Source organism: Sphingobium xanthum (assembly GCF_019737615.1).
Classification (GTDB): Bacteria; Pseudomonadota; Alphaproteobacteria; order Sphingomonadales; family Sphingomonadaceae; genus Sphingobium; species Sphingobium xanthum.
On record NZ_JAHKKS010000001.1, the window covers coordinates 533,094 to 553,864 of the forward strand.

The 20,771-nt window shown below is 65.7% G+C and carries 19 protein-coding genes and 1 tRNA gene; 11 read left to right on the plus strand and 9 right to left on the minus strand.

Annotated features, from left to right (window positions below; genetic code table 11):
• Positions 1-9: 9 nt before the first annotated feature.
• Both KM135_RS02605 and KM135_RS02610 read left to right on the plus strand, forming a co-directional pair.
• A complete protein-coding gene (locus KM135_RS02605) occupies positions 10-4,161 on the plus strand; it encodes a translocation/assembly module TamB domain-containing protein (RefSeq protein WP_221712342.1) in 4,152 nt (1,383 codons plus the stop codon).
• A gap of 163 nt (positions 4,162-4,324) precedes the next feature.
• Positions 4,325-5,023 carry a hypothetical protein gene (locus tag KM135_RS02610; RefSeq protein ID WP_221712344.1) on the plus strand — a complete coding sequence of 233 codons (699 nt, stop codon included), beginning with the start codon at positions 4,325-4,327 and terminating at the stop codon, positions 5,021-5,023.
• Between the two features lie 67 nt (positions 5,024-5,090).
• On the opposite strand, the gene glnA is transcribed toward KM135_RS02610, so the two are convergent.
• The 3 genes from glnA to map all read right to left on the minus strand — a co-directional run bounded on the left by glnA (position 5,091) and on the right by map (position 7,962).
• Positions 5,091-6,503 carry a type I glutamate--ammonia ligase gene (gene glnA / locus KM135_RS02615; RefSeq protein ID WP_221712345.1) on the minus strand — a complete coding sequence of 471 codons (1,413 nt, stop codon included), beginning with the start codon at positions 6,501-6,503 and terminating at the stop codon, positions 5,091-5,093.
• Positions 6,504-6,550: 47 nt separating this feature from the next.
• Entirely contained in the window at positions 6,551-6,889 is a 339-nt protein-coding gene (locus KM135_RS02620; protein WP_221712347.1) for a P-II family nitrogen regulator, read from the minus strand.
• 248 nt (positions 6,890-7,137) lie between these two features.
• Complete coding sequence (gene map, locus KM135_RS02625; protein WP_221712349.1) at positions 7,138-7,962, minus strand: type I methionyl aminopeptidase; 825 nt, start codon at positions 7,960-7,962, stop codon at positions 7,138-7,140.
• A gap of 66 nt (positions 7,963-8,028) precedes the next feature.
• Between map and KM135_RS02630 the strand changes: the two genes are divergently transcribed.
• A complete protein-coding gene (locus tag KM135_RS02630; protein WP_246605665.1) occupies positions 8,029-8,526 on the plus strand; it encodes a GFA family protein in 498 nt (165 codons plus the stop codon).
• A gap of 124 nt (positions 8,527-8,650) precedes the next feature.
• A complete protein-coding gene (locus KM135_RS02635; protein WP_221712350.1) occupies positions 8,651-9,406 on the plus strand; it encodes a competence/damage-inducible protein A in 756 nt (251 codons plus the stop codon).
• 259 nt (positions 9,407-9,665) lie between these two features.
• On the opposite strand, the gene KM135_RS02640 is transcribed toward KM135_RS02635, so the two are convergent.
• Complete coding sequence (locus KM135_RS02640) at positions 9,666-10,568, minus strand: hypothetical protein (protein ID WP_221712352.1); 903 nt, start codon at positions 10,566-10,568, stop codon at positions 9,666-9,668.
• A gap of 101 nt (positions 10,569-10,669) precedes the next feature.
• Positions 10,670-11,908 carry a S8 family serine peptidase gene (locus tag KM135_RS02645; protein ID WP_221712353.1) on the minus strand — a complete coding sequence of 413 codons (1,239 nt, stop codon included), beginning with the start codon at positions 11,906-11,908 and terminating at the stop codon, positions 10,670-10,672.
• Between the two features lie 116 nt (positions 11,909-12,024).
• On the opposite strand from KM135_RS02645, the gene KM135_RS02650 reads away from it, so the two are divergent.
• The 3 genes from KM135_RS02650 to KM135_RS02660 all read left to right on the plus strand — a co-directional run bounded on the left by KM135_RS02650 (position 12,025) and on the right by KM135_RS02660 (position 13,673).
• Positions 12,025-12,486 carry an RNA polymerase sigma factor gene (locus KM135_RS02650; RefSeq protein WP_343228131.1) on the plus strand — a complete coding sequence of 154 codons (462 nt, stop codon included), beginning with the start codon at positions 12,025-12,027 and terminating at the stop codon, positions 12,484-12,486.
• Complete coding sequence (locus tag KM135_RS02655; protein WP_221712354.1) at positions 12,483-13,229, plus strand: anti-sigma factor family protein; 747 nt, start codon at positions 12,483-12,485, stop codon at positions 13,227-13,229. The genes KM135_RS02650 and KM135_RS02655 overlap by 4 nt, the downstream gene beginning before the upstream one ends.
• A 93-nt stretch (positions 13,230-13,322) precedes the next feature.
• Complete coding sequence (locus KM135_RS02660; RefSeq protein ID WP_221712355.1) at positions 13,323-13,673, plus strand: hypothetical protein; 351 nt, start codon at positions 13,323-13,325, stop codon at positions 13,671-13,673.
• A gap of 55 nt (positions 13,674-13,728) precedes the next feature.
• On the opposite strand, the gene KM135_RS02665 is transcribed toward KM135_RS02660, so the two are convergent.
• Both KM135_RS02665 and KM135_RS02670 read right to left on the minus strand, forming a co-directional pair.
• Positions 13,729-14,985, minus strand: coding sequence for a TCR/Tet family MFS transporter (locus tag KM135_RS02665; protein WP_246605666.1), 1,257 nt, complete (start codon positions 14,983-14,985; stop codon positions 13,729-13,731).
• 135 nt (positions 14,986-15,120) lie between these two features.
• Positions 15,121-15,194 (minus strand) — tRNA-Gly (locus KM135_RS02670).
• Between the two features lie 205 nt (positions 15,195-15,399).
• Between KM135_RS02670 and KM135_RS02675 the strand changes: the two genes are divergently transcribed.
• Together KM135_RS02675 and KM135_RS02680 are read left to right on the plus strand one after the other, a co-directional pair.
• Positions 15,400-16,275, plus strand: a complete 876-nt coding sequence (locus KM135_RS02675; protein ID WP_221712356.1) for an alpha/beta hydrolase — start codon at positions 15,400-15,402, stop codon at positions 16,273-16,275.
• A 194-nt stretch (positions 16,276-16,469) separates the two neighbouring features.
• Entirely contained in the window at positions 16,470-17,771 is a 1,302-nt protein-coding gene (locus KM135_RS02680; protein ID WP_221712357.1) for an MFS transporter, read from the plus strand.
• Positions 17,772-17,801: 30 nt separating this feature from the next.
• Here KM135_RS02680 and KM135_RS02685 read toward each other — a convergent pair whose 3' ends face one another.
• A complete protein-coding gene (locus KM135_RS02685) occupies positions 17,802-18,293 on the minus strand; it encodes an FKBP-type peptidyl-prolyl cis-trans isomerase (RefSeq protein WP_221712358.1) in 492 nt (163 codons plus the stop codon).
• Between the two features lie 206 nt (positions 18,294-18,499).
• Between KM135_RS02685 and KM135_RS02690 the strand changes: the two genes are divergently transcribed.
• Positions 18,500-19,432: a cupin domain-containing protein gene (locus KM135_RS02690; protein WP_221712359.1), complete on the plus strand. Its 933-nt coding sequence runs from the start codon at positions 18,500-18,502 to the stop codon at positions 19,430-19,432.
• Here KM135_RS02690 and KM135_RS02695 read toward each other — a convergent pair.
• Positions 19,429-20,115 (minus strand): helix-turn-helix transcriptional regulator, encoded by a 687-nt coding sequence (locus KM135_RS02695; protein WP_221712360.1) that lies wholly within the window; start codon positions 20,113-20,115, stop codon positions 19,429-19,431. The genes KM135_RS02690 and KM135_RS02695 overlap by 4 nt on opposite strands.
• 91 nt (positions 20,116-20,206) lie before the next feature.
• Between KM135_RS02695 and KM135_RS02700 the strand changes: the two genes are divergently transcribed.
• Positions 20,207-20,611: a GFA family protein gene (locus tag KM135_RS02700; RefSeq protein WP_221712362.1), complete on the plus strand. Its 405-nt coding sequence runs from the start codon at positions 20,207-20,209 to the stop codon at positions 20,609-20,611.
• The last annotated feature ends 160 nt before the right edge of the window (positions 20,612-20,771 follow it).

Below are 20,771 nucleotides of genomic sequence, written 5' to 3' on the forward strand. Positions count from 1 at the left end.
GACGAGCCCATGCCAGCGTCCGCCCCAACGGCTCCCGCGCCACGCAAGCGGCGCCGATCGTGGCTCGGCCTCTCGCTGCTGGCGCTGGTTGTCGTGCTATTGCTGGCGATCTGGGGCGGCGCGCGCTGGATCGACAGCCAGGCGGGGCATCGCTTCCTGATCCGTCAGATCGCGCAATGGGAGCCGGTGACGGGCCTGCGCGTCACGGTCGGGTCGATCGAGGGGCGGGTCTTCAAGTCGATGACCTTGCGCGACGTGAGGTTTTCCGATCCGCGAGGGCAATTCGCACGGATCGCCCGCGCCGATCTGAATTGGTATCCCTTTGGCTGGCTTTCCAACCGCCTCGATATCGACCGGCTGCACATCCATTCCGCCGATCTCACGCGCTTGCCGCAATTCCGCCCGACCGAAGCGAAGGAGTCGATCCTGCCCGGCTTCGACATTCGGCTCGCGGAGTTGAAGATCGACCGGCTCGGGCTCGGCGCCGGGATCGCGGGCGGGCGACGGACGGTTCGCGCGGTCGGCAAGGCCGACATCCGCTCCGGCCGCGCCGTCGTCGATCTGCTGGCCTGGTCTGCCGACACCGCCGATGTCGTCCGCATCGCGCTCGACAGCCGGCCGGATGACCGCCGCTTCGACATCGACGCCGTCATTGCTGGGCCGAGGGGAGGTATCCTCTCGAGCATGGCCAGGACGGGACGGCCGGTGGGTCTCACTGTCCGGGGCAATGGCGACTGGCACCGCTGGCGCGGCCGCTTCATCGCACTCGATGGCCGCGACGTCGCCGCCAATCTTGCGCTGACGGTCGAGGAAGGGCGCTATCGGGCGCGCGGACCGCTGGCCTTGCTCGGGCCGCTCACTATCCTCGGCAACGGCAGCGGCCTGCTCGAGGCCGATTTGCGCTTCGAGAGCCGGGTGGTGCAGGGCACGGCCTCGCTTGGGCTTTCCGCGCTGCGGCTCAAGGCGACTGGCGGCATCGATCTCGCACGCAACCGGCTCGACGAGATGCGGCTCGATGCGCTGATCGCTCAGCCCGGTCGCCTTGCGCCGGGACTGACCGGCAGGCCAGTATTGCTTCGCGCGCGGCTTGCCGGGCCGTTCGACAATCTCGAGATCGGCTATCTGCTCACCACACCCGATCTTCGGCAAGGCAGCATCGCGCTGCGCGATCTGCGGCTGGCGGGAGAGGGGCGGCTGGCTGGTGAGAGGGGCAGCTTCCCCATCCGGCTCACGGCGCGCTCGCTGGCGATCGGCAACGCGCAGATCGACGAGCGACTGCGCAACCTTTCGGTCAACGGGCGGATCGAGCGCGACGGCAACCGGTTGCGCTTCGCGCCGACGGCGATCCGCTCCAGCGGTTTCACCGGCCAGCTCGACGGGCAGGCGGACATGGCAGGCAACTTCGCCGCCAATCTGAAGGGCGGCTTCACTGGCCTCGAATTTCGCGGCCTTGGCCAGCTCGATCTGACGGCGGTGATGCGGTTCGCCAAGGCGCCGCAGCGCGACGTCAGCGTGAGCGGCTCCGGCCGCGCGACGATGCGGCGGCTCGATAACGGCTTCCTGCGCAGCCTTGGCGAAGGCCTGCCGATCATCAACAGCGACTTCGCCATGGCCGGGCAAGGCCGCATCGCGCTGCGCAATCTGCGGCTGGCCTCGCCGGGCCTGACGCTTGCGGGGAGCGGCGTCGTCGATACAAAGGGCACGCTCCGGATCGAAGGGGCGGGGCGGCATCGCGCCTACGGGCAACTGCGCGTCATGCTGACGGGCAGTCCAAATCGCCCGATGGTCGATCTCGTGCTGAACAGTCCGCTGCCGGCATTGCGTCTCTCAAATGTGCATGCGCGTCTCACCCCGGATGCGCAGGGCTACGCCGTGACGGTCGATGGCGGATCGATGCTCGGCCCGTTCAAGGGCAATGGCGCGATCCTGCTGCCTCCCGGTGGGCAGCCGACCATCGCCATCACGGGCCTGGGCGTCAGCGACGTGGTCGTGGCGGGCAATCTGGTGCCCATGGCCGGCGGACTGGAGGGTGTGCTCACCCTGTCCGGGCCTGCGGAGGGGCAGATCGCGCTTTCCGTAGTGGAGGGCGTGCAGAAGCTCGGGCTTAATGTCGATCTGGGCGGCGCCAACTTTACAGGCTCGCCGTCGATCACGGTCAATCGCGGCACGATCCGCGGCGACATCCTGCTGCGGCCGGGCGCGGTCTCCATCGTCGGCAGCGCGCAGGGACGGGGCATGCGCGTCGGCTCGTTGCGGATCGGGCGGTTCGCCGCGGCGCTCAATCTGATGAATGGCGAGGGGTCGGCGACCGTCTCGATGAATGGGCGCAATGGGCGGCTGTTCGATCTCCAGTCGCGCGCGGCGATCACGCAGAACCGTATCCGCATCGATTTGCAGGGATCGGTCGACCAGCGCGCCCTGCGGCTCGATCGATCGGCCGTGCTGACGCGCGAGGACGACGGCTGGCGGCTGGCACCGGTGACCATGCGCATGCAGGGCGGCGGCGTGCGGCTCGCCGGCCTGTTCGGCGCGACCGCGACGCATTTGGAGGCACAGATGCAGGGCCTGCCACTGGCGTTGTTCGATCTCGCCAACGGCGATCTCGGCCTTGGTGGCACGGCGGACGGGACGCTCGCGTTCGACTGGCCGCGCGGCGGTGTGCCGAGCGGCAAGATGAACCTGCGGGTCAAGGGACTGACACGATCCGGCCTGGCGCTCAGTTCTGCGCCGATCGACATCGGTCTCAATGCCGTGCTCGATAGCCAGCGCCTTGCCGCTCGCGCGGTCTTCGCCAAGGGCGGTACGGTGATCGGCCGCGCGCAGGCGCTCGTCGCGCCGCTCGGCTCCGGATCGCTCAGCGAGCGGCTGTTCCGCGCGCCGCTCCGCGCGCAATTGCGATATGCAGGCGATGCCGAAACCCTGTGGCGCCTCACCAATGTCGAGATCGTTACGCTCGGCGGGCAGGTGCAGGTGAACGCGAATGCCGGCGGCACGCTGTCCGATCCGCAAATTGAGGGTACGGTAGCGGCGGAGAATGCGCGTATCGCGAGTTCGGTGACCGGCATGTCGCTGACCGGCGTCAGGGCCCATGGCACCTTCAGCGGCGCGCGGCTGACGATCAACGATCTTCAGGGGCGGACAGCGGGCAATGGCTCGGTCGCGGGGACGGCGACCTTCGATATTTCCGCCGAACGCGGCATTGGCATGGATATCAATCTGCGGGCCGAGCGCGCCGTTCTGCTCGATCGTGACGATGTCGGCGCGACCGTGACCGGGCCGCTGCAGATCCGCTCCTCGGGCAGTGGCGGTGTGATTTCCGGCGATCTCGATGTCGAAGAGAGCCGTTTCGTGCTTGGCCGCGCTGCCGCATCGACGCAGATACCGCAGCTCCGCCTTGTCGAGATCAATCGCTCCGGTGAAGAAGTGGAGCGCCGCACGGCCTTCGCCCCCTGGCGGCTGGATGTGCGCGCAAGGGTACCGGACGATCTGATGGTCGAGGGTCTCGGCATGCAGAGCGAGTGGTCGGCCAATGTGACGATCGGCGGACTGGTCACGGCGCCGTCCTTCCGGGGCACGGCGACGCTCATTCGCGGCACTTATGACTTTGCCGGCAAGCGCTTCGATCTGCGCGAGGGCCGCCTGACCTTCACCGGCTCCAGCCCTGTCAATCCGTTGCTCGATATCCGCGCGGTCGCGGACGTGCAGGATCTGAGTGCGACGATCACCGTCACGGGCAACAGCCAGCGCCCGATCATTGCCTTCTCCAGCATCCCGGCAATGCCGCAGGATGAACTGCTCGCGCGGCTGCTTTTCGGCACGTCGATCGCCAATCTCTCCGCTCCCGAAGCGCTCCAGCTCGCCTCGGCGGTAGCGGCGTTCCAGGGTGGGGGTGGCGGACTCGATCCGATCAATGCCGTGCGCCGCGCCACCGGCCTCTCGCGCCTGCGTATCATCGCCGCCGATCCGACGACAGGCGCCAAGACAGCTGTCGCGGCCGGCAAGAATATCGGCAACGATCTCTATGTGGAGCTGATCACCGACGGGCAGGGCTATAGCGCGACCCGCGTCGAATATCAGATCACGCGCTGGCTTTCGCTGCTCTCCAGCGTCTCGACAGTCGGGCGGCAAAGTGTGGCGGCGCGGGTGTCGAAGGATTATTGAGCGAGGCGTGCGTGTACTCGGGGGGATGATGACGAGAGGATTTCTGGTTCGGCTTCTCATGGGTCTGACGCTTGTCGGCCTAACGCCCCACGCAGGTCATGCTGCAGGTGGCGAGGGCGACTGGCAAAGCCATAACTCCGCAGAGCGATGCGCGGTGTCGGGCATGGCTACCGGTGAAGTCGCACGCTTCCTCATGCTCGAAGGCGAACCGGGCGGGGGACTCCGGCTGGTCATCGCGGCGAAGGAAATGCCGCGCTGGCCGAAAGGACTGGGCGGAAGCCAGGCTTTTCCGGCGGAAATCGTGTCTGAAGCAAAAACGGCGGTGGCGGTGACGGGATTTCCGCGTCGACTTTCAGGTGAGCTACCGAATGCAGTCACCCTGAGCAGTCTCACGCTGGGAGATGCGATTGCCTTGGCGGAGGCGCCGGCGTTCAGCGTGCGGTTCAAGAGTGGGAGCATCGGCCCGCTGGCATCTGGCGGAATGCACGCGGGGGTCCAGGCAATCCATGCTTGCATTGCCGAGCAGTTGATTGCCCTCGGCGCCGATCCTGCGCAGTTCGAGCCGGGCGGTATGCCTGCAGTCCCGCTCTCGGACCCCGAGCGATGGCTGAGCAACTCGCAAGTCTATGAGATCGCGCGCGCCGCGGGCGGGGTCAACGTCAATCTACGCTTCAAGGTGGCCATTGACCTGCAGGGCAAGGTTGGCAGCTGCGCTCTGCTGAGCGAGAGCAACGCTGCCAAACTGGAAGCTCTTGGTTGCAAGCCATTGTTTGGGCGCGTTCTGGCAAAGCCGGCGACGGATAAGCAGGGGCGCCCGGTCGTTGGCGTGTTAACCTTTCCGGTGATGGTGTTCCGGAATTGATACCCGAAGAAAAAGGCGCCCGGATCGCTCCGGACGCCCTTTCTGTCTCTCGACTGATCGCTGAGGATCAGGCGCTGTAGTACATGTCGAACTCGACCGGGCTGGGTGCCATTTCCCAGCGATACACTTCCGGCCACTTGAGTTCGATATAGGCGTCGATCTGGTCCTTGGAGAAGACGTCGCCCTTGAGCAGGAAGTCGTGATCGGCTTCCAAGCTGTTGAGCGCCTCTCGGAGCGAACCGCAGACGGTCGGCACCTGGCTCAGTTCCTCGGGCGGCAGATCGTAGAGATTCTTGTCCATCGCCTCGCCGGGGTGGATCTTGTTCTCGATGCCGTCGAGGCCTGCCATCAGCAGCGCCGAATAGCAGAGATAGGGATTGGCCATCGCGTCCGGGAAGCGGAACTCGACGCGCTTCGCCTTGGCGCCCGAGCCGTAGGGAATACGGCAGGAAGCCGAGCGGTTGCGCGCGGAGTAGGCAAGGAGCACCGGCGCCTCGAAGCCCGGGACCAGACGCTTGTAGCTGTTGGTCGTCGGGTTGGTGAAGGCGTTGAGCGCCTTGGCGTGCTTGATGACGCCGCCGATGAAGTAGAGGCACATGTCGCTGAGGCCCGCATAGCCATTGCCGGCGAACAGCGGATTGCCCTTGTCCCAGATCGAGATGTGGGTGTGCATGCCCGATCCGTTGTCCTGCGCGATGGGCTTGGGCATGAACGTCGCCGTCTTGCCATAGGCCTGCGCGACCATCATCACGACATACTTATAGATCTGCATGCGGTCGGCGGTGGTGACCAGCGTACCGAAGGTGAGGCCGAGCTCATGCTGGGCAGCGGCCACCTCATGGTGGTGCTTGTCGCAGGGCAGGCCCATTTCGAGCATGGTCGAGACCATCTCGGCGCGGATGTCCGTGCAGGGATCGACCGGCGCGACGGGGAAATAGCCGCCCTTGGCGCGCGGACGGTGCGCGAGGTTGCCGCCTTCATATTCCTTGCCGGTGTTGGTCGGCAGCTCGATGTCGTCGATCTTGTAGAAGGACTCGTTGTAGTCGTTGTTGAAGCGCACGTCGTCGAACATGAAGAACTCGGCTTCCGGGCCGACATAGACGGTGTCGCCGAAACCGGCGGCCTTCACATAGGCCTCGGCGCGCACGGCGGTCGAGCGCGGGTCGCGGCCATAGAGTTCGCCCGTCGATGGCTCGACGATGTTGCAGAACAGGATCAGCATCGGTGTGGCGCTGAACGGATCGACATACACTGCGTCCAGATCCGGCTTGAGGATCATGTCGGACTCGTTGATGGCCTTCCAGCCCTCGATCGAGCTGCCGTCGAACATCAGGCCCTCTTCCAGCTCATCCTCGCCGAGGACCGTGGAGACCATAGTCAAGTGCTGCCACTTGCCCTTGGGATCGGTGAAGCGAAGATCGACCCACTCGATCTCCTTTTCCTCGATCATCTTGAGAATGTCTTTGGGGCTGTTGGCCATGTCGAGCGTACCTTCTCTTGTCTATGAGTGTTGCGACTGCGGGAAAATCAGATGGCGGCTTCGTCCAGCTCACCGGTGCGGATGCGGACCGCCTTCTCGACCGGGATGACAAAAATCTTGCCGTCGCCGATGCGGCCGGTGCGCGCGGCGCCCGAGATCGCCTCGACCACGCGCTCGACGATGCCGTCCTCGACCACCACTTCGAGCTTCACCTTCGGCAGGAAGTCGACGACATATTCGGCGCCGCGATATAGTTCGGTGTGGCCCTTCTGCCGTCCGAAGCCCTTGGCCTCGGTCACGGTGATGCCGGAGACGCCCACTTCGTGCAGCGCTTCCTTCACGTCATCGAGCTTGAAGGGCTTGATGATTGCTTCGACCTTTTTCATTTCCAACGCACCCCTTTGCTTCGCGTGAAGCGCGGCGGGGAAGCCCCGGAGACGCCGCCATCGACTCGCCCGAACCAAGGCTTCGTCGATGCGCACGACCGCGCACGGCTAAACGCTACAGCGCCGGCTCGCGAATCACCAGCCAAGCATTGGCGGCTTTGCGGAGGATTGTCGATATTGCCCGGATTTCAGGCATTTTGAGGTGAATTTGCCTAAAATTTAGGCAGAACTTATCACCTAGTGGCGCCTCAATAAGGCGGTCGATGCAGCCCCTTCGGGCTCAGCGTGAAAATTTCGCAGCCGGTCTCGGTGATGCCGATCGAATGCTCGAATTGCGCGGAGAGCGCGCGGTCGCGCGTGACCGCCGTCCAGCCGTCTTCCAGCATCTTCACGCCGGGCTTGCCGCCGTTGATCATCGGTTCGATCGTGAAGATCATGCCGGGGCGCAACTCCGGGCCGGTACCGGGGCGGCCGACATGGACGACCTCCGGCGCGTCATGGAAGACGCGGCCGAGGCCATGGCCGCAGAAATCGCGCACCACGCCATAGCGATGCCGCTCGGCATGAGTCTGGATCGCATAACCGACATCGCCGAGCGTGTTGCCTGGCTTGGCCTGTTCGATACCCAGCATCAGGCATTCATAGGTCACATCGACGAGACGCCGCGCCTTGATGGGCACGTCGCCGACCAGATACATGCGGCTCGTGTCGCCATGCCAGCCATCGACCAGCGGCGTCACATCGACATTGAGGATGTCGCCCTCGCGCAGCGCCTTGTCGCCCGGCATGCCGTGGCAGATGACGTTGTTGAGGCTGATGCAGCAGCTATACTGATAACCATGATAGCCGAGCGTCGCGGGGACCGCGCCTGCGTCCAGCATCATCTGGCGCACGAAATCGTCGATCTGCGATGTCGGGATGCCCGGACGCACAATTTCGGCGACCGCATCCAGGATCGACGCGGCGAGCGCGCCGGCCTTGCGCATGCCCGCAAAGCCCTCCGGCCCGTGAAGCTTGATCGCGGACGTGCGGACGGTGGCGGTTTCCGCCGTCGGTGTCATATAGGTCGTCATAGGGGCGATATAGGCGTTTCGCGGCCCGATGGCGAGGGGGTTGCGGCTGAACTGGGGGACAGGACGATGAGTGACGTGGTGGACATGACGGGTGGCTGCGGCTGTGGCGCGGTGCGCTATCGCATCGATGCACCCCCTATCTTCGTGAACAATTGCCATTGCACGCTGTATCAGCGGCAGACGGGATCGACGTCCGTCGTCAATGCTTTCCTCGAAAGCGAGGCGCTGACCTTGCTCGAAGGCGTACTCGGCGAGCATGTCGTCAAGGCCGGCAGCGGGGGCGATCATGTCATCTGTCGCTGCACTGTCTGCGGCACGGCGATGTGGAGCTTCTATCCGCGCCTTGGCCGGCTGGGGCTGGGCCTTCGCGTCGGCACGCTCGACGATCCGGGGCAACTCCGGCCCGATGCCGTCATCTTCGTGGCACACAAAATGCCCTGGACGGCACTGCCCGCCGACATTCCGCATTTCGAAACCACCTACAATCCCGCCGAACTTCTTCCGCCCGAACGCTTTTCCCGGCTCAAGGTCCTGATCGAGCGGCGAGCGGCGGGGGAGGGCTGAGTTCGTTTCACGCAAGAAGCCGTGCCGGTTGCGCGATGGTTCGCGCTTTGGCGCAGCCCGGCTTGGCGCGCCGCGCGATGACGGCTAGGCAGGGAGGGTGGGTGCGCATGGAGAGACAAGGTTCATGACCGAGCGGGTTTGGACGGCAGGTATCATTGTCATCGGCGACGAGATCCTCTCGGGCCGAACCCAGGACAAGAATGTCGCGCAGATCGGCACCTGGCTGAACGTGCAGGGCATCCGCCTGACGGAAGTTCGCATCATCGGCGACGATACGGACGCGATCGTGGCAGCGGTCGATGCATTGCGCGCGCGCTACGACTATGTGTTCACCACCGGCGGGATCGGCCCGACGCATGACGACATCACGGTCGATGCGATCGCGCAGGCGCTCGGCGTGGAAGTAGTGATCCACCCCGATGCGCGGGCGATCCTCGATGCTTATTACGCGCCGCGCGGCGGTCTCAACGAGGCGCGGCTGCGCATGGCGCGCGTGCCCGCGGGCGCCGATCTGATCCCGAACAGCTATTCGGGCGCGCCGGGCATCCGCATGGGCAATCTCTACATCATGGCCGGCGTGCCGCACATCACGGCCGGCATGCTGGACGCGCTGACCGGCTCGCTGGAAGGCGGCGATCCCTTGGTGTCGCGCACGATCGGCTCCTGGGCGGCGGAGAGCGAGATCGCGGACCTGCTGCGCGCGCAGGAGAAATCCCATGAGGGCTGCCAGATTGGCAGCTATCCCTTCTTCCGAGAGGGCAAGACCGGCGCCAATTTCGTGATCCGCTCGACCGACCAGAGCCGGCTCGATGCCTGCGCGGCCGATCTGGCGGCGGCGCTTGAGGCTGCGGGCTTCGCGACGGTCGAGGGCGGGATTTAGCGGGCTTGCACTTACAGCCGTTCCCCGGCCCTTCGACTGCCTGCCAAGGCAGGCGCTTAGGATAAACTCGGCTACGCCGAGGCCGGGGTCCAGACTCGGCGCGAAGCGACGAATGCGCGCTACCGCACGCGTATCGTATAGGCATGGACCCCGGCCTTCGCCGGGGAACGGACAGGAAGCGATTGCTCCACAAATGCCAAGGCCCGGCATCGTCTTGCGATGCCGGGCCGCCAAGGCGAGCTGTGGGAGTGGGAGGGTGTCAGCTCGCCGGCTGTTCGTCGGCTTGGCTCTTGCTGGCCTGCTTGATCTCGCCTTTGCTCATGCCGGTGAACAGCACTTCGCCATTGCCGGAGAAATTGCCGGCCGGAATGCGGGCGAGGCGGTCATCGGCTTCGACGACCAGCGCCTGGACGCGGCCGCGCGAGTCCGTGACGACATCGTGGACCGTGCCGATCGTGCGGCCCTTGGCGGACTGGACGAGCATGCCCGGCTCGACCGCGACGGCGCCGGTCGCACTGGCGGCGGCACTGCCCGCGATGGCGAGTTGGTTGCTGGTGGCCGAGACGGCATTGGCGGTCGAAGCCTCGGCCGCGCCGCGCGCCATGGCGACGCCGTTCACGGCTGTGCTGCGGGCACCATCGACGGTGCCGCGTGCGGTTGTGCCCGCATAGTCAGCGGTCGAGCGGACCGTGGAACGGGCGCTGCCTGCCGTCTCGCGAACGGTCGAGCGGGTGCTGCCGACCGTGTCGCGCACGGCATCCGTGCCGACAAGCTGCGCGGAGCCGCCGGCACCGGCGCTGCCCGATGCATTGCCCGAGCCGCTGGCCTCCACCGAGCGACGGGGCCTGTCGATGGTCTGGCTGACGGCGCCATCGAGCGAACCTGCGACCGAGCGATCGGCCGAGACAGTGCCGCTCTTGCGATCAACGCGCTGGCTGCCGCTGGTTTCGCCGCGACCGCGCAGCGTGCCTTCGGTCATACCACCGAGGCGTGAGCCGGTGTCACCGATCGAGCCCGCGCCGCCAAGCGAACCGGCGCCACCCAGCGTGCCCCCGATGGTGCCGCCGAGCGAGCCGCCCAGGCCGCCGCCGCCCAACAGCTGCGCCGAAGCCGGAGAAACGGCGAGTGCGATCGCGGCCGCCGTGGTCAGAAGTGCCTTCATGATGAATTCCTTTCGTCTGTCCTCGGAACGCCGTTTCGGCGCTCTCATGAACACAAACGATGGGGCTTTTCGCTTTCATCCATGGTTCGACGATTTTTTCGTCAGCGGCCGCAATTTCCGCAGAGAAGGCCGCGCCCAAACTGGTTGTCAGGCCCTTTTCTGCCCAGATCGCGCGCCTCGGCATCGAGCGTCGCGCGCACCGGCCTTCCGGCATCGATAGCGGCAGCGGCGCGGGCGGCGGCCATCGGAACGGCGAACGACGTGCCGCGCACCGATCGCGCTGCGCCCTTGGCATTCAGCGCTCTGATGTCCGCGCCCGGCGCGGCATAGTCGAGATGCAGCGCGCGCCCGGCCTCGATCAGCGCGCGATTGCGGCCATCGACACCGGTGATGGCAAGCACGGCCGGATAGGAGGCGGGATAAGCGGGTGGGGCAGAGGGGCCGTCATTGCCGACGGCTGCGAGAATGACGGTGCCGCGCCCCGAGAGCGTTGCAAGCGCGCGCTCAAGCAGAGGATTGCGCGGCCCGACCAGGCTCATCGAGACGACGCGCACCTTCTTGCCTGCCAGCCAGTTGAGCGCACGGGCAATGGCGAGGGCGCCGCCGCCCGCAGGATCGCGACCATAGACATCAGCCGCATAGAGGGAGCGGACCCCGGCGTCCCGCAGCAGCCCGGCGACGGCGGTGCCGTGATCGCTCGGGGAGGGCGCGCCGGTCGCGAAGCCCGTTTGCTCGATCACCGAGACGGCGGGACCAACGCCGCCGTCTATGATGCCGACGGCAGTGCCGATGGGGCGACCGATCACCTTCGCGCCACCGGATGAGGCACGCGCTGCCGATGCGCCTTCGAAATGCAGCACATCGGCGCTCAGCGTCTTGCCGGGCAAGGCGCCGCGCAATTGCTGGAGCGCGCGAGAGAGAGGCATGCCGGACGGCGCTGTCAGTTCCACCGCGCCGATGCCCAATTCGTCCAGCCCATCGACCGTCCGTGCCGTGAAGCCGAGCTTGCGCGCGGCATCGAGCGAAGCGGCATCCGTATCGAGCAGCAGCACGATGCCACGTCGCGCCGGTTCGCCCTGATCATCCAGCTCGATCCGCTCGGGATTGGCGCGCACGAGCCGCTGGATGCGCTGCACCCGATCGCGCGCGAGCTGCGCGACCGATCGGACTGGAGCTGTCAGATCGAGGTCGCGCGTGCGCGCCAAAGTCCGGTCGACGGTGCCGCCGATCGTCTCCACCACGCCGCCGCCGACGACCGGGCCGGTCTGCGGAAGTCCGATCTGCGCGAGCGCGCTGGTGCCGAGGCCGATCAGAAACAGGGGAGCCAGATAGCGGCGCATCGTGCGAATGCCTTTTTGCAACTTCGACAACTATGTATGGATGAAACGCGCGAGGCCACTCGTTTCATCCACGAGAAAGGGCAAAGGCTCTGAGTTCGGCATTTGAGGACGGCATCGTGGCTCTGCTGCCCCGGCTGCGCCGGTTTGCGGCGGGGCTGGCGCGTGACGTCGCCGCCGGTGACGACCTTTGCCAGATGACCATCGAGCGCGCGCTCAAGTCCCGCGACCAGTGGGCGGAAGGCACGCGGCTCGACAGCTGGATGTACAGGATCATGCGCAATATCTGGATCGACGAGACGCGCGCCGGCAGCCGCCGGGCCAGGACCTTCGCCCATGAGGAGGAAGGTCTGGACGTCGGCATGGCCGGCGAGCAGGAGGCACGTGTCGAGCTCTCCATGGTCGACCGCGCGCTTTCCACCCTGCCGGACGAGCAGCGCGAGGCAATCCTGCTCGTCATGGTCGAGGGCTATGGCTATCGCGAGGCGGCGGATATCGTCGGCTGCCCGATCGGCACGCTCACCTCGCGGCTGATCCGCGGGCGGGACGCGCTGCAGCAGATATTGGGAGAAGCGGCATGACGATCGATCCCGAAAAGATCGCGGCTTATGCGGATGGGGAGCTGGGTCCGGAGGAGGCCGCGCAGGTCGAGGCAGCGATGGAAACCGATCCTTCGATCGTCGAGCAGATCGAGGCGCACCGGGCATTGCGCGATCAGCTGCGTGCCCATTTCGCGCCGATGCTGGATGCGCCGGTGCCGAAGCAGCTCACTGCGTTGCTCGGCACGCGCGATGATGAAAACAAGGTCGTCGATCTCGCTGCCGTCCGGCGCGCGCGCGAAGCTGCGAAGCCGGCTATGGCGCCGCAGCGGCGCTGGATGACGGGTGGCGCGCTGGCGGTATCGCTGGCGCTGGGCCTGGTGCTCGGCACGCAGATACCACGCGGCGAGAACGGCGGGACGATCGCCGAGGAAGACGGTCAGCTCATTGCGAGTGGCGCGCTCGATACGGCGCTGACCACTCAGCTCGCCTCCGATCAGCAAGGCAAGGATGTGCGCATCCTGCTCAGCTTCGAGGATCGCGCCGGGCGCTACTGCCGCAGCTTCGAGGAAACCGCGGCCGCCGGCATTGCGTGCCATAATGGTACAGGATGGGCGATCGAGCGCCTGCAATCCCGTCGCGGCGCAGGCACGGTCCAGGGACAATATCGTCAAGCCGGTTCCGCCGGTCGTGATATCATGGAAGCCAGTCAAAACATGGCCTTGAATGGCGCTCTTGATGATGTGGATGAGCAAAAAGCTCGCGATTCAGGCTGGCGCCGCTGAGAAAAAATCGACTTTTTTGGGATGTAAACCGCGGCGCCGTTCGTTGTCAGACCGAGCGAGGATCATGTCACCTCGCCTGGAAGGAGACAACAAATGTTCAAGGCAATCATCTTTTCCGCGCTGACCCTGAGCGCCGCCACCGGTGCCGTCAGCGCCATCAACAGCCGTATCGTGACTGACGAGGAGCGCATGGCGCGCCAAGAAGAGCGGCAGATCATCGTCAGCCCGATCGGCGGTGTCGAGAACCGCTTCTGGTTCAATTATCGCGCCAATGTGAACGAGGCGCGCAAGGAACTGGCCAGCGATCTGCGCGGCGCCAGCGATACCGAGGATGTCCGCGAGGTGTGGGATGAATTTCGCCACGAACTTTCGCATGAACGCACCCACTATGTCCGTGAGATGGCCGAGCGCGGCTATCGTTATGGCACTGTGACGGTGGGATAAGCGCGGTGCCGGGGCCTGCGGAGGCCCTCCCGCATCCGCAGGCCCGAACCGCGATCTAGTGAATGAGCGGCGCCGGCTCCAGCTTGCTGGCATTCACCGTACTGCGTGGCAGGCTCATGAACCGGCCGAACGCGACCAGCGCGAACATCACGGCGACGATGAAGCCGGCTCCGGCAAACTGGAACGGCGCGACGGGCGACGTGAAATAGGACATGGCCGGCGTGATCAGCAGCGGCGCGACGATGCCGCCAATGCCTTGCGCCATGGCCGCCATGCCCTGCACTTCGCCCTGACGATCCGCGCTTGCCCGGCTGGATACGATCGCCATCAGCGCCGGGCCGACCAGCGATTGCGGAATGAAACCGATCAGGAAGACGAACGCGACCCAGCTCTGCGTGGCAAAGGCATAGCCAAGATGCGTCAGGATGCCGCCCGCCATTCCGATGATCACTGCCTTGCGCTCGCCATAGCGGCGCACGAAGCGGCCAGTGACGAAGGCCTGGCTGATCGCCGTCACGAAGCCGACGATAGCGAGGGACAGCCCGATCATGCCGTTCGACCAGTTGAACCGCGCAATGCCGTAATAAGCCCAGGTCAGCGGATAGACCGCGCCCGCGATGTTCCAGAGCATGATGACGAGGATGGCCGGCCCCATGCCCGGCATGGAACGCATCGATTGCCAGGCGCCGAGCGGATTGGCCCGCCGCCAGTTGAATGCGCGGCGATCCTCCGGGCGGAGTGTGTCCGGGAACTTGAAATAGCCGAAGGCGAAGCTGATGAAGGTGAGGATGGCCGCCGCGATGAACGGCATGCGCTGACCGAATTCGCCGAGCAGGCCGCCGAGCGCCGGGCCGACGATGAAGCCGAGTCCGAAGGCCGCGCCGATCAGGCCGAAATTATGCGCGCGGTCCTCCTTGGCGGTGAGGTCGGCGATGGCCGCCTGGCAGGTGCCGATCGTGCCGCCGAAGATGCCCGCGAGCATCTGCCCCACAAAGAGCAGGGCAATACTGTCCGCCATGGCCATCAGCACATAGTTGCCGGCAAGACCCGCGAGCGCGACGAGCAGGATCGGCCGCCGTCCGTATCGGTCGGAAAGATTGCCGAGCAGCGGCCCCATGAAGAATTGCAGGCTGGCGAGCGTCACCGTCATCGCGCCCGTGATTGCGATGGCCTGGCTGACATCGACCTTGCCGATGTCCATGATCAGGCGCGGTAGCACCGGATTGGCGAGGCCGAAGCTCATCGCATCGATGAAGATCGTGACGAGCACGAAATAGAGCGCACTTCGCTTGCCCCCGGCGATCCTCATCATCGTTCCTTCGATCTCTCAGCCTGGGGTCCCGTCCGGCTTTGGCGTCCGCATTGGACAAAGTCAACGATAGCAGGATCGCTCCTCGACGCGGATCCGGCGAGTCCTCCTGGATTGTCGGTGATGGTGGCGCGGGGATGGAGCGGGTGAAGGGAATCGAACCCTCGTCGTAAGCTTGGGAAGCTTCTGCTCTACCATTGAGCTACACCCGCGCATGTCCGCGTTTCCGGCGCTTGCCACAGGCGCGCGCGCCCGGTCAAACTATTTGCTTGTCCTGTGATTGCGTTGCTTGCCCGGTCGCGCCGAAAGTTTCATGGTCGTCTGACGGATTGCGCGACATAAGCGCGGACGTGACAGGCAAGTCTGGCGGCGTGTGGGAGGTGCCGCATCGCACGACAGATGTACGAGGGGCACGATATGCAGGCACGGACTCGCAAGCTTCTGAAATCATTGGGCTGCGAGCTGTCATATGGACTGATCGAGCGCACGCAGAGGCATTTCGTTGCCGCATATAACGCGCCCGGCGACGAGCCCGAGATCGTGCGCGATCTGGCTTATGGTCCCCATCCGCGTCATTGCCTCGATATCTTCCGCCGGCCCGATGCCGAGAACGAGCCGGTGCTCGTCTTCGTCCATGGCGGCGGTTATGTGATGGGCGACAAGAGCCTGCCCAAGCTTCCTTTCTACGAGAATGTCGGACTGTTCGCGGCCAATCAGGGCTGGATCGGCGTGACGATCAACTATCGCCTCGCGCCCGATCATATGTGGCCCGCCGGCGGCGAGGATGTCGGGGCGGCGATTGCGTGGCTGCGCGAGAATATCGCGGACTATGGCGGCGATCCCGGGCGGATCATCGTCATGGGCCAATCGGCCGGCGCGGCGCATATCGCAACCTATCTGGCCTTGCCGCAGCTTCACCCGGCTAACGGCGTCGGCGTGGCCGGCGCGATCCTGGTCTCGGGCACCTACGAGCTCTCGACCGCGTCACCGAATGCCTATCATCTGGCTTATTACGGCACGGATACGACGCGCTATCCGGATTGCTCGACGATCCAGGGTCTGGTCGTCACCAATGTGCCGCTCTGCTTCGCCGTTTCCGAACTCGATGGCATCGATTTCCGGCGACAGGCCGCGCTGCTTGTCGGTGCGTTCGGCAAGGCGCGCGGCGATATTCCGCGCATCCACTGGCTGCCGGGCCATAATCATGTGTCGCCAGTGATGGCGATCGGTACGGCGGACGATACGCTCGGCCCGCTGGTCAGCGACTTCGTGATGGCCGTCACGCACGACTGACGGCCTCGCGCTGCCTCTCATGGCGTGTTCCATGGTCCCCGCGCATCCGAAAGGCAGCGCCAGCGGTCGTCGAAACCCGCAACAACTTCTCGTGCCGGTTTGAGCAAGCGGGCGGCGGGCGGCCGGGCGCAGGGTCGCCGCGCTTTCCGGCTGAAGAAAAGCCTGCCGGAAAGAGACTGGGAGGGTCGCACGTCATGACGCAGTGGTACAGGGAAGCGGACAAGAAGACGCGGCGCGTCTTCTGGACATGCTTTGCCGGCTGGACGATGGATTCGGTCGATTCCGTGGTCTACTCCTTCCTGATCCCGCTGCTGATGGTCGGCCTCGGCCTCACGCTGACGCAAGCCACCAGCATCGCCAGCGCCAACTTCTTCGCCGCGGCGATCGGCGGCTGGCTCGGTGGCTGGCTGTGTGACCGCTATGGCCGCGCGCGTATCCTGCAGATCACCATCGCCTGGTTCTCGTTCTTCGCCTTCGCGTCCGGTTTCGCGCAGAATTATGAGCAGCTCCTCATCCTGCGCGTGCTGCAGGGCATCGGCTTCGGCGCGGAATGGGCCGTGGGTGCCGTCCTGCTCGGCGAGATGATCAACCCGAAGCATCGCGGCAAGGCGCTCGGCACCGTGCAGAGCGGCGCGGCAGTGGGCGCGGGCATCGCGGCGCTGCTAGCCGGGCCGTTCGCGGCCATGTTCGATCCCGAGCTCGGCTGGCGGATCGTCTTCTGGGTAGGCATCGCGCCGGCCGTCCTGATCTTCTTCGTGCGTCGGGATTCGGACGACAGCGAGGTCTTCAAGGCGGCCGCGAAGCGTAACCGCGAGCTTGGCCGACACACGCGCCTCTCGGACATCTTCAAGCCCAATATCCTGCGCACCACCATCTTCGCAGCCCTGCTGGCGCTGGGCGTTCAGGGGGCGGGCTTTTCCATCGCCAATTTCCTGACCTCGTTCCTGACGACCGAGCGTGGCCTGTCGATGGCGACGGCAGGCTTCTGCGTTCTGTTCAACAGCGCCGGCGGCTTCTTCGGTTTTCTCACAAATGCCTATGTCAGCGACCGGATCGGCCGCCGCATGGTGTTCCGCCTGTTCGGGGTCGGCTTCATCCTGACCTGTTCCTTCTATCTGTTCGCGCCGCTCGGCTCGAGCGTACCGGCGCTGATGGCGGCGGGTTTCGTCTATGGCTTCTTCCAGTTCGGCTCCTATGCCTCCTTCGGGCCTTACTTCACCGAACTTTTCCCGACGGAGATGCGCGGCACGGGCCAGGCCTTCGCCTATAATTTCGGCCGGGCGGGGAGCGCGGTCTTCTTCACCGCCGTCGCGATGGTTGCGGCGACCGGCGTCGCGCTGAGCGCGTCCATGGCGATGTTCGCGATCGGGGCGACCTGCTGCTCGATCCTCGCGACCTTCCTGCTGCCCGAGACGGCCGGCCGCGCGCTGGTCGGCGTGGACGATCTGGAGGGCGCGGAAGCCCCCGGCGTCAAGCCGGCCATCGCCGAGAGCTGACTCCGGATCACTCGGGCTTCACGGATCCCGTCAGCGGATCGCCAGCAGCTCAATCTTGAAGAACATCGTCGCATTGCCCGGGATCTCGTCCTTGCCGCGCGGGCCATAGCCGAGGTCGGCCGGGACGGCGATCTCGATCGTGTCGCCCACGCCCATCTGCGGCACGGCCATCTGCCAGGCCTTGATCAGCCGGCCGAGCGGAAAAGTCGCCGGCTCGCCGCGCGCATAGCTGCTGTCGAACACTGTGCCGTCGACCAGCCTGCCTTCATAATGAAGCGTGACGACGTCGCTCACGGTCGGATGCCGGCCGGAGCCGTCGCCGCTGATCGGCCGCCAGCGCAGCCCGCCGGGCAGCACGCGCCAGCCGTCCTGCCAGCGCAGCTTGGCGAGCGCGAGCATCTGCTGGTTCTGCCATTGCGGGTCCTGCGACAGGTCCGGACCGCCGGTCTCGTTCTGCGCGATCGCCGTGAAGGACAGGGCGACCGCCGAGACGACGGCAAGGCCTAGCCAGACTTTGGACACGGGTCGTCGCTCCTCGGTTGCGTGATTGCCTCCCTCCTTGCCGCTAAAGGGCGCGCGGTCAATGCGTTGCCGCTCCTGGTCCGGCGCTCCCAGTATGGCGCGAGGTCAATCTGCTATGCCGACTTGGTCAAGCTCCCCGGGCTGGTTTGCCGATAGATCGGACGGCATAGTGCGACCAGTTTCGATCAACGTCCGGAGTCAGCCCGATGTCCACCGCCAACACCATGTACACCTCCGACGATCCGCGCTCGGCGCTCGCGAGCGGCAGCGCCGTGGCTGGCGGTACCGCCGCGCTCAAGGGCTTCGGCCGGTCGAGCTATGCGCTGTTCGGCGAGACCGCGCCGCAGATCGACGACGAGACCGGCAAGACCTGGCTGGCGCGCGGGCAGAACTTCATCATCGCCTACACGTTGGCCAAGCCCGGCGCGACTTTCGAGCGCAAGGGGCAGGTGGACGAATATATCCTGCTGGTCGAGGAGCAGGACGTGCCCGCCACACTCTCGGCCAATGGCCAGAATGAGAGCATCCCCGGCTACAGCTTCGTCATCATGCCGCCGGGCGACAGCAGCATCACCCTGCCCAGGGGCGGCGAGATCGTCCGCATGTTCTCGCGCGACAATGAGGATCTGGCGGCGCTCTGCTCCAACGCGGCAATGTATGCCGAGCAGCACCCGAATATTCCGCCGTTCGTGAAGTGGCCCGAGCCGCCGGCCGGCTACAAGATCCGCGTCTACAGCCTGGACGTGCCCGAGGTGAAAGGCCGGTTCGGCCGCATGTGGCGCTGCACGACCTTCATGGTCAATGTCTTCTATCCCGTCGGTCCGCGCGATCCCGAGGCGCTCTCGCCGCATCATCATGATGATTTCGAGCAATGCTCGCTCGCGCTTGGCGGCTCCTATACGCACCATTTGCGCTGGCCCTGGACGTCCAAGCAGTCCGAATGGATCGACGACGAGCATGTCGTGTGCCCGGCGCCCTCGGTCGGCGTCATTCCCGCTCGGTCGATCCACACATCGGCCTGCACCGCGCCAGAGGATAATCGCCTGGTCGATATCTTCGCGCCGCCGCGCCACGACTTCTCGAAGATGGACGGCTGGGTGCTCAATGCCGACGAATATCCGGTGCCGCCGGAGGCTTAGTCGCAGATCTCCAGCGACTTGAGATACTGCGCCCGCAGCAGAGCCGGTCGCTGCGGGATCGGCGCGTCCAGAAACTCGGCCTGCAGGATACGGTCGAGCCGGAAAGTGCGATAGCCCGTGCGCAGCTCGCACCAGCCGACCAGCAGTCGCGTGGCATCGCGATAGCCGATCAGCAGCGGCCAGATCGTCCTCTGCGTCTCGCGCTCGGTCTCGTCGCGATAGGCGATGGCGAGCTTGCGCCCGGTGCGGATCCAGACGCGCAGTTGTGCGACGTCCAGCCCGTCCGGCACCTTGTTCCAGGCCCGGCCCGCACGCGCCGGACTGTCCATCAGGAGAGGCCGCAGGTCCTCGGGCAATACCGCCGCGACCTTGGCGAGCACATCCTTCGCGGCGCGGCCCAGCGCCGGATCGCCATGTTCCGCCACCCAATGCGCGCCGAGCGCCACCGCGTCGATCTCGTCCGCAGTGAGCATCAGCGGCGGCAGATCGAAGCCGCCTTCCAGCACATAGCCGATACCCGCTTCGCCGCGGATCGGCACGCGCTGGCCCATCAAAGCGGCAATGTCGCGATAGATGGATCGTTTGGAGGTCTCCAGTTCCTCGGCAATCGCGTCGGCCGTAACCGGTTGCCCGGTGCGGCGGAGGATCTGAACGATCTGGAACAGGCGGTCGGCTTTGCGCATCGGTCGATCTTCTACTGCCATGCTGCTGACATCATGCTGTCAGCAGCATGGCAGTAGGACGGCGGCAGCACAAGGACAGGGAGATTCGACGATGCTCAAGACCTACTTCGGAAGCTGCCATTGCGGCGATGTCACCTTCGCGGCGGAGATCGATCTCACCGCCGGCTCGGGCCGCTGCAACTGCTCGATCTGCACCAAGCGCCGCGCCTGGAGCGTGATCGTCCGGCCGCACGACTTCCGCCTGCTGCGCGGCGAGGACAAGCTCAGCGACTATCAGTTCGGCACGAACAGCATGCATCATCGTTTCTGCGCGCGCTGCGGTTGTGCCCCGTTCGGCGAGGGCGACATACCCGAGATCGGCGGTGCCTTCATCGCGATCGCGGTCAATTGCCTCGACGAGCTGACGCCGGAGGAACTGGCGGCCGTCCCGGTCAGCTATTCCGATGGCCGCAATGACGCCTGGCGGGATCAGCCCAGGGAGGTCGCCTATCTCTAGCCCGGCCGGGCTTTCAGTATAACCCGATGCTATCTCGGTGGACGCGGCACTGGCTTGCCGCACCGCGCAACCTTGGCTACCGCCGTGGACAAGTCGCCCGGCGGCGCCTGCCGCTAGAACCGCCGCATTGCCGGACCCCCGGCATTTCCGCGCTGCCCGT

Excerpts from the sequence above, each read along its gene's own strand:
- KM135_RS02655 (WP_221712354.1), top strand. The coding sequence starts at position 12,483 with ATGACGATCGATCCCGAAAAGATCGCGGCTTATGCGGATGGGGAGCTG.
- KM135_RS02640 (WP_221712352.1), bottom strand. The coding sequence starts at position 10,568 with ATGAAGGCACTTCTGACCACGGCGGCCGCGATCGCACTCGCCGTTTCT.
- KM135_RS02630 (WP_246605665.1), top strand. The coding sequence starts at position 8,029 with ATGAGTGACGTGGTGGACATGACGGGTGGCTGCGGCTGTGGCGCGGTG.
- KM135_RS02620 (WP_221712347.1), bottom strand. The coding sequence starts at position 6,889 with ATGAAAAAGGTCGAAGCAATCATCAAGCCCTTCAAGCTCGATGACGTG.
- KM135_RS02660 (WP_221712355.1), top strand. The coding sequence starts at position 13,323 with ATGTTCAAGGCAATCATCTTTTCCGCGCTGACCCTGAGCGCCGCCACC.
- KM135_RS02605 (WP_221712342.1), top strand. The coding sequence starts at position 10 with ATGCCAGCGTCCGCCCCAACGGCTCCCGCGCCACGCAAGCGGCGCCGA.
- KM135_RS02695 (WP_221712360.1), bottom strand. The coding sequence starts at position 20,115 with ATGCGCAAAGCCGACCGCCTGTTCCAGATCGTTCAGATCCTCCGCCGC.
- KM135_RS02645 (WP_221712353.1), bottom strand. The coding sequence starts at position 11,908 with ATGCGCCGCTATCTGGCTCCCCTGTTTCTGATCGGCCTCGGCACCAGC.
- map (WP_221712349.1), bottom strand. The coding sequence starts at position 7,962 with ATGACGACCTATATGACACCGACGGCGGAAACCGCCACCGTCCGCACG.
- KM135_RS02610 (WP_221712344.1), top strand. The coding sequence starts at position 4,325 with ATGGCTACCGGTGAAGTCGCACGCTTCCTCATGCTCGAAGGCGAACCG.
- KM135_RS02690 (WP_221712359.1), top strand. The coding sequence starts at position 18,500 with ATGTCCACCGCCAACACCATGTACACCTCCGACGATCCGCGCTCGGCG.
- KM135_RS02635 (WP_221712350.1), top strand. The coding sequence starts at position 8,651 with ATGACCGAGCGGGTTTGGACGGCAGGTATCATTGTCATCGGCGACGAG.
- KM135_RS02675 (WP_221712356.1), top strand. The coding sequence starts at position 15,400 with ATGCAGGCACGGACTCGCAAGCTTCTGAAATCATTGGGCTGCGAGCTG.
- KM135_RS02700 (WP_221712362.1), top strand. The coding sequence starts at position 20,207 with ATGCTCAAGACCTACTTCGGAAGCTGCCATTGCGGCGATGTCACCTTC.
- KM135_RS02680 (WP_221712357.1), top strand. The coding sequence starts at position 16,470 with ATGACGCAGTGGTACAGGGAAGCGGACAAGAAGACGCGGCGCGTCTTC.
- glnA (WP_221712345.1), bottom strand. The coding sequence starts at position 6,503 with ATGGCCAACAGCCCCAAAGACATTCTCAAGATGATCGAGGAAAAGGAG.
- KM135_RS02665 (WP_246605666.1), bottom strand. The coding sequence starts at position 14,985 with ATGATGAGGATCGCCGGGGGCAAGCGAAGTGCGCTCTATTTCGTGCTC.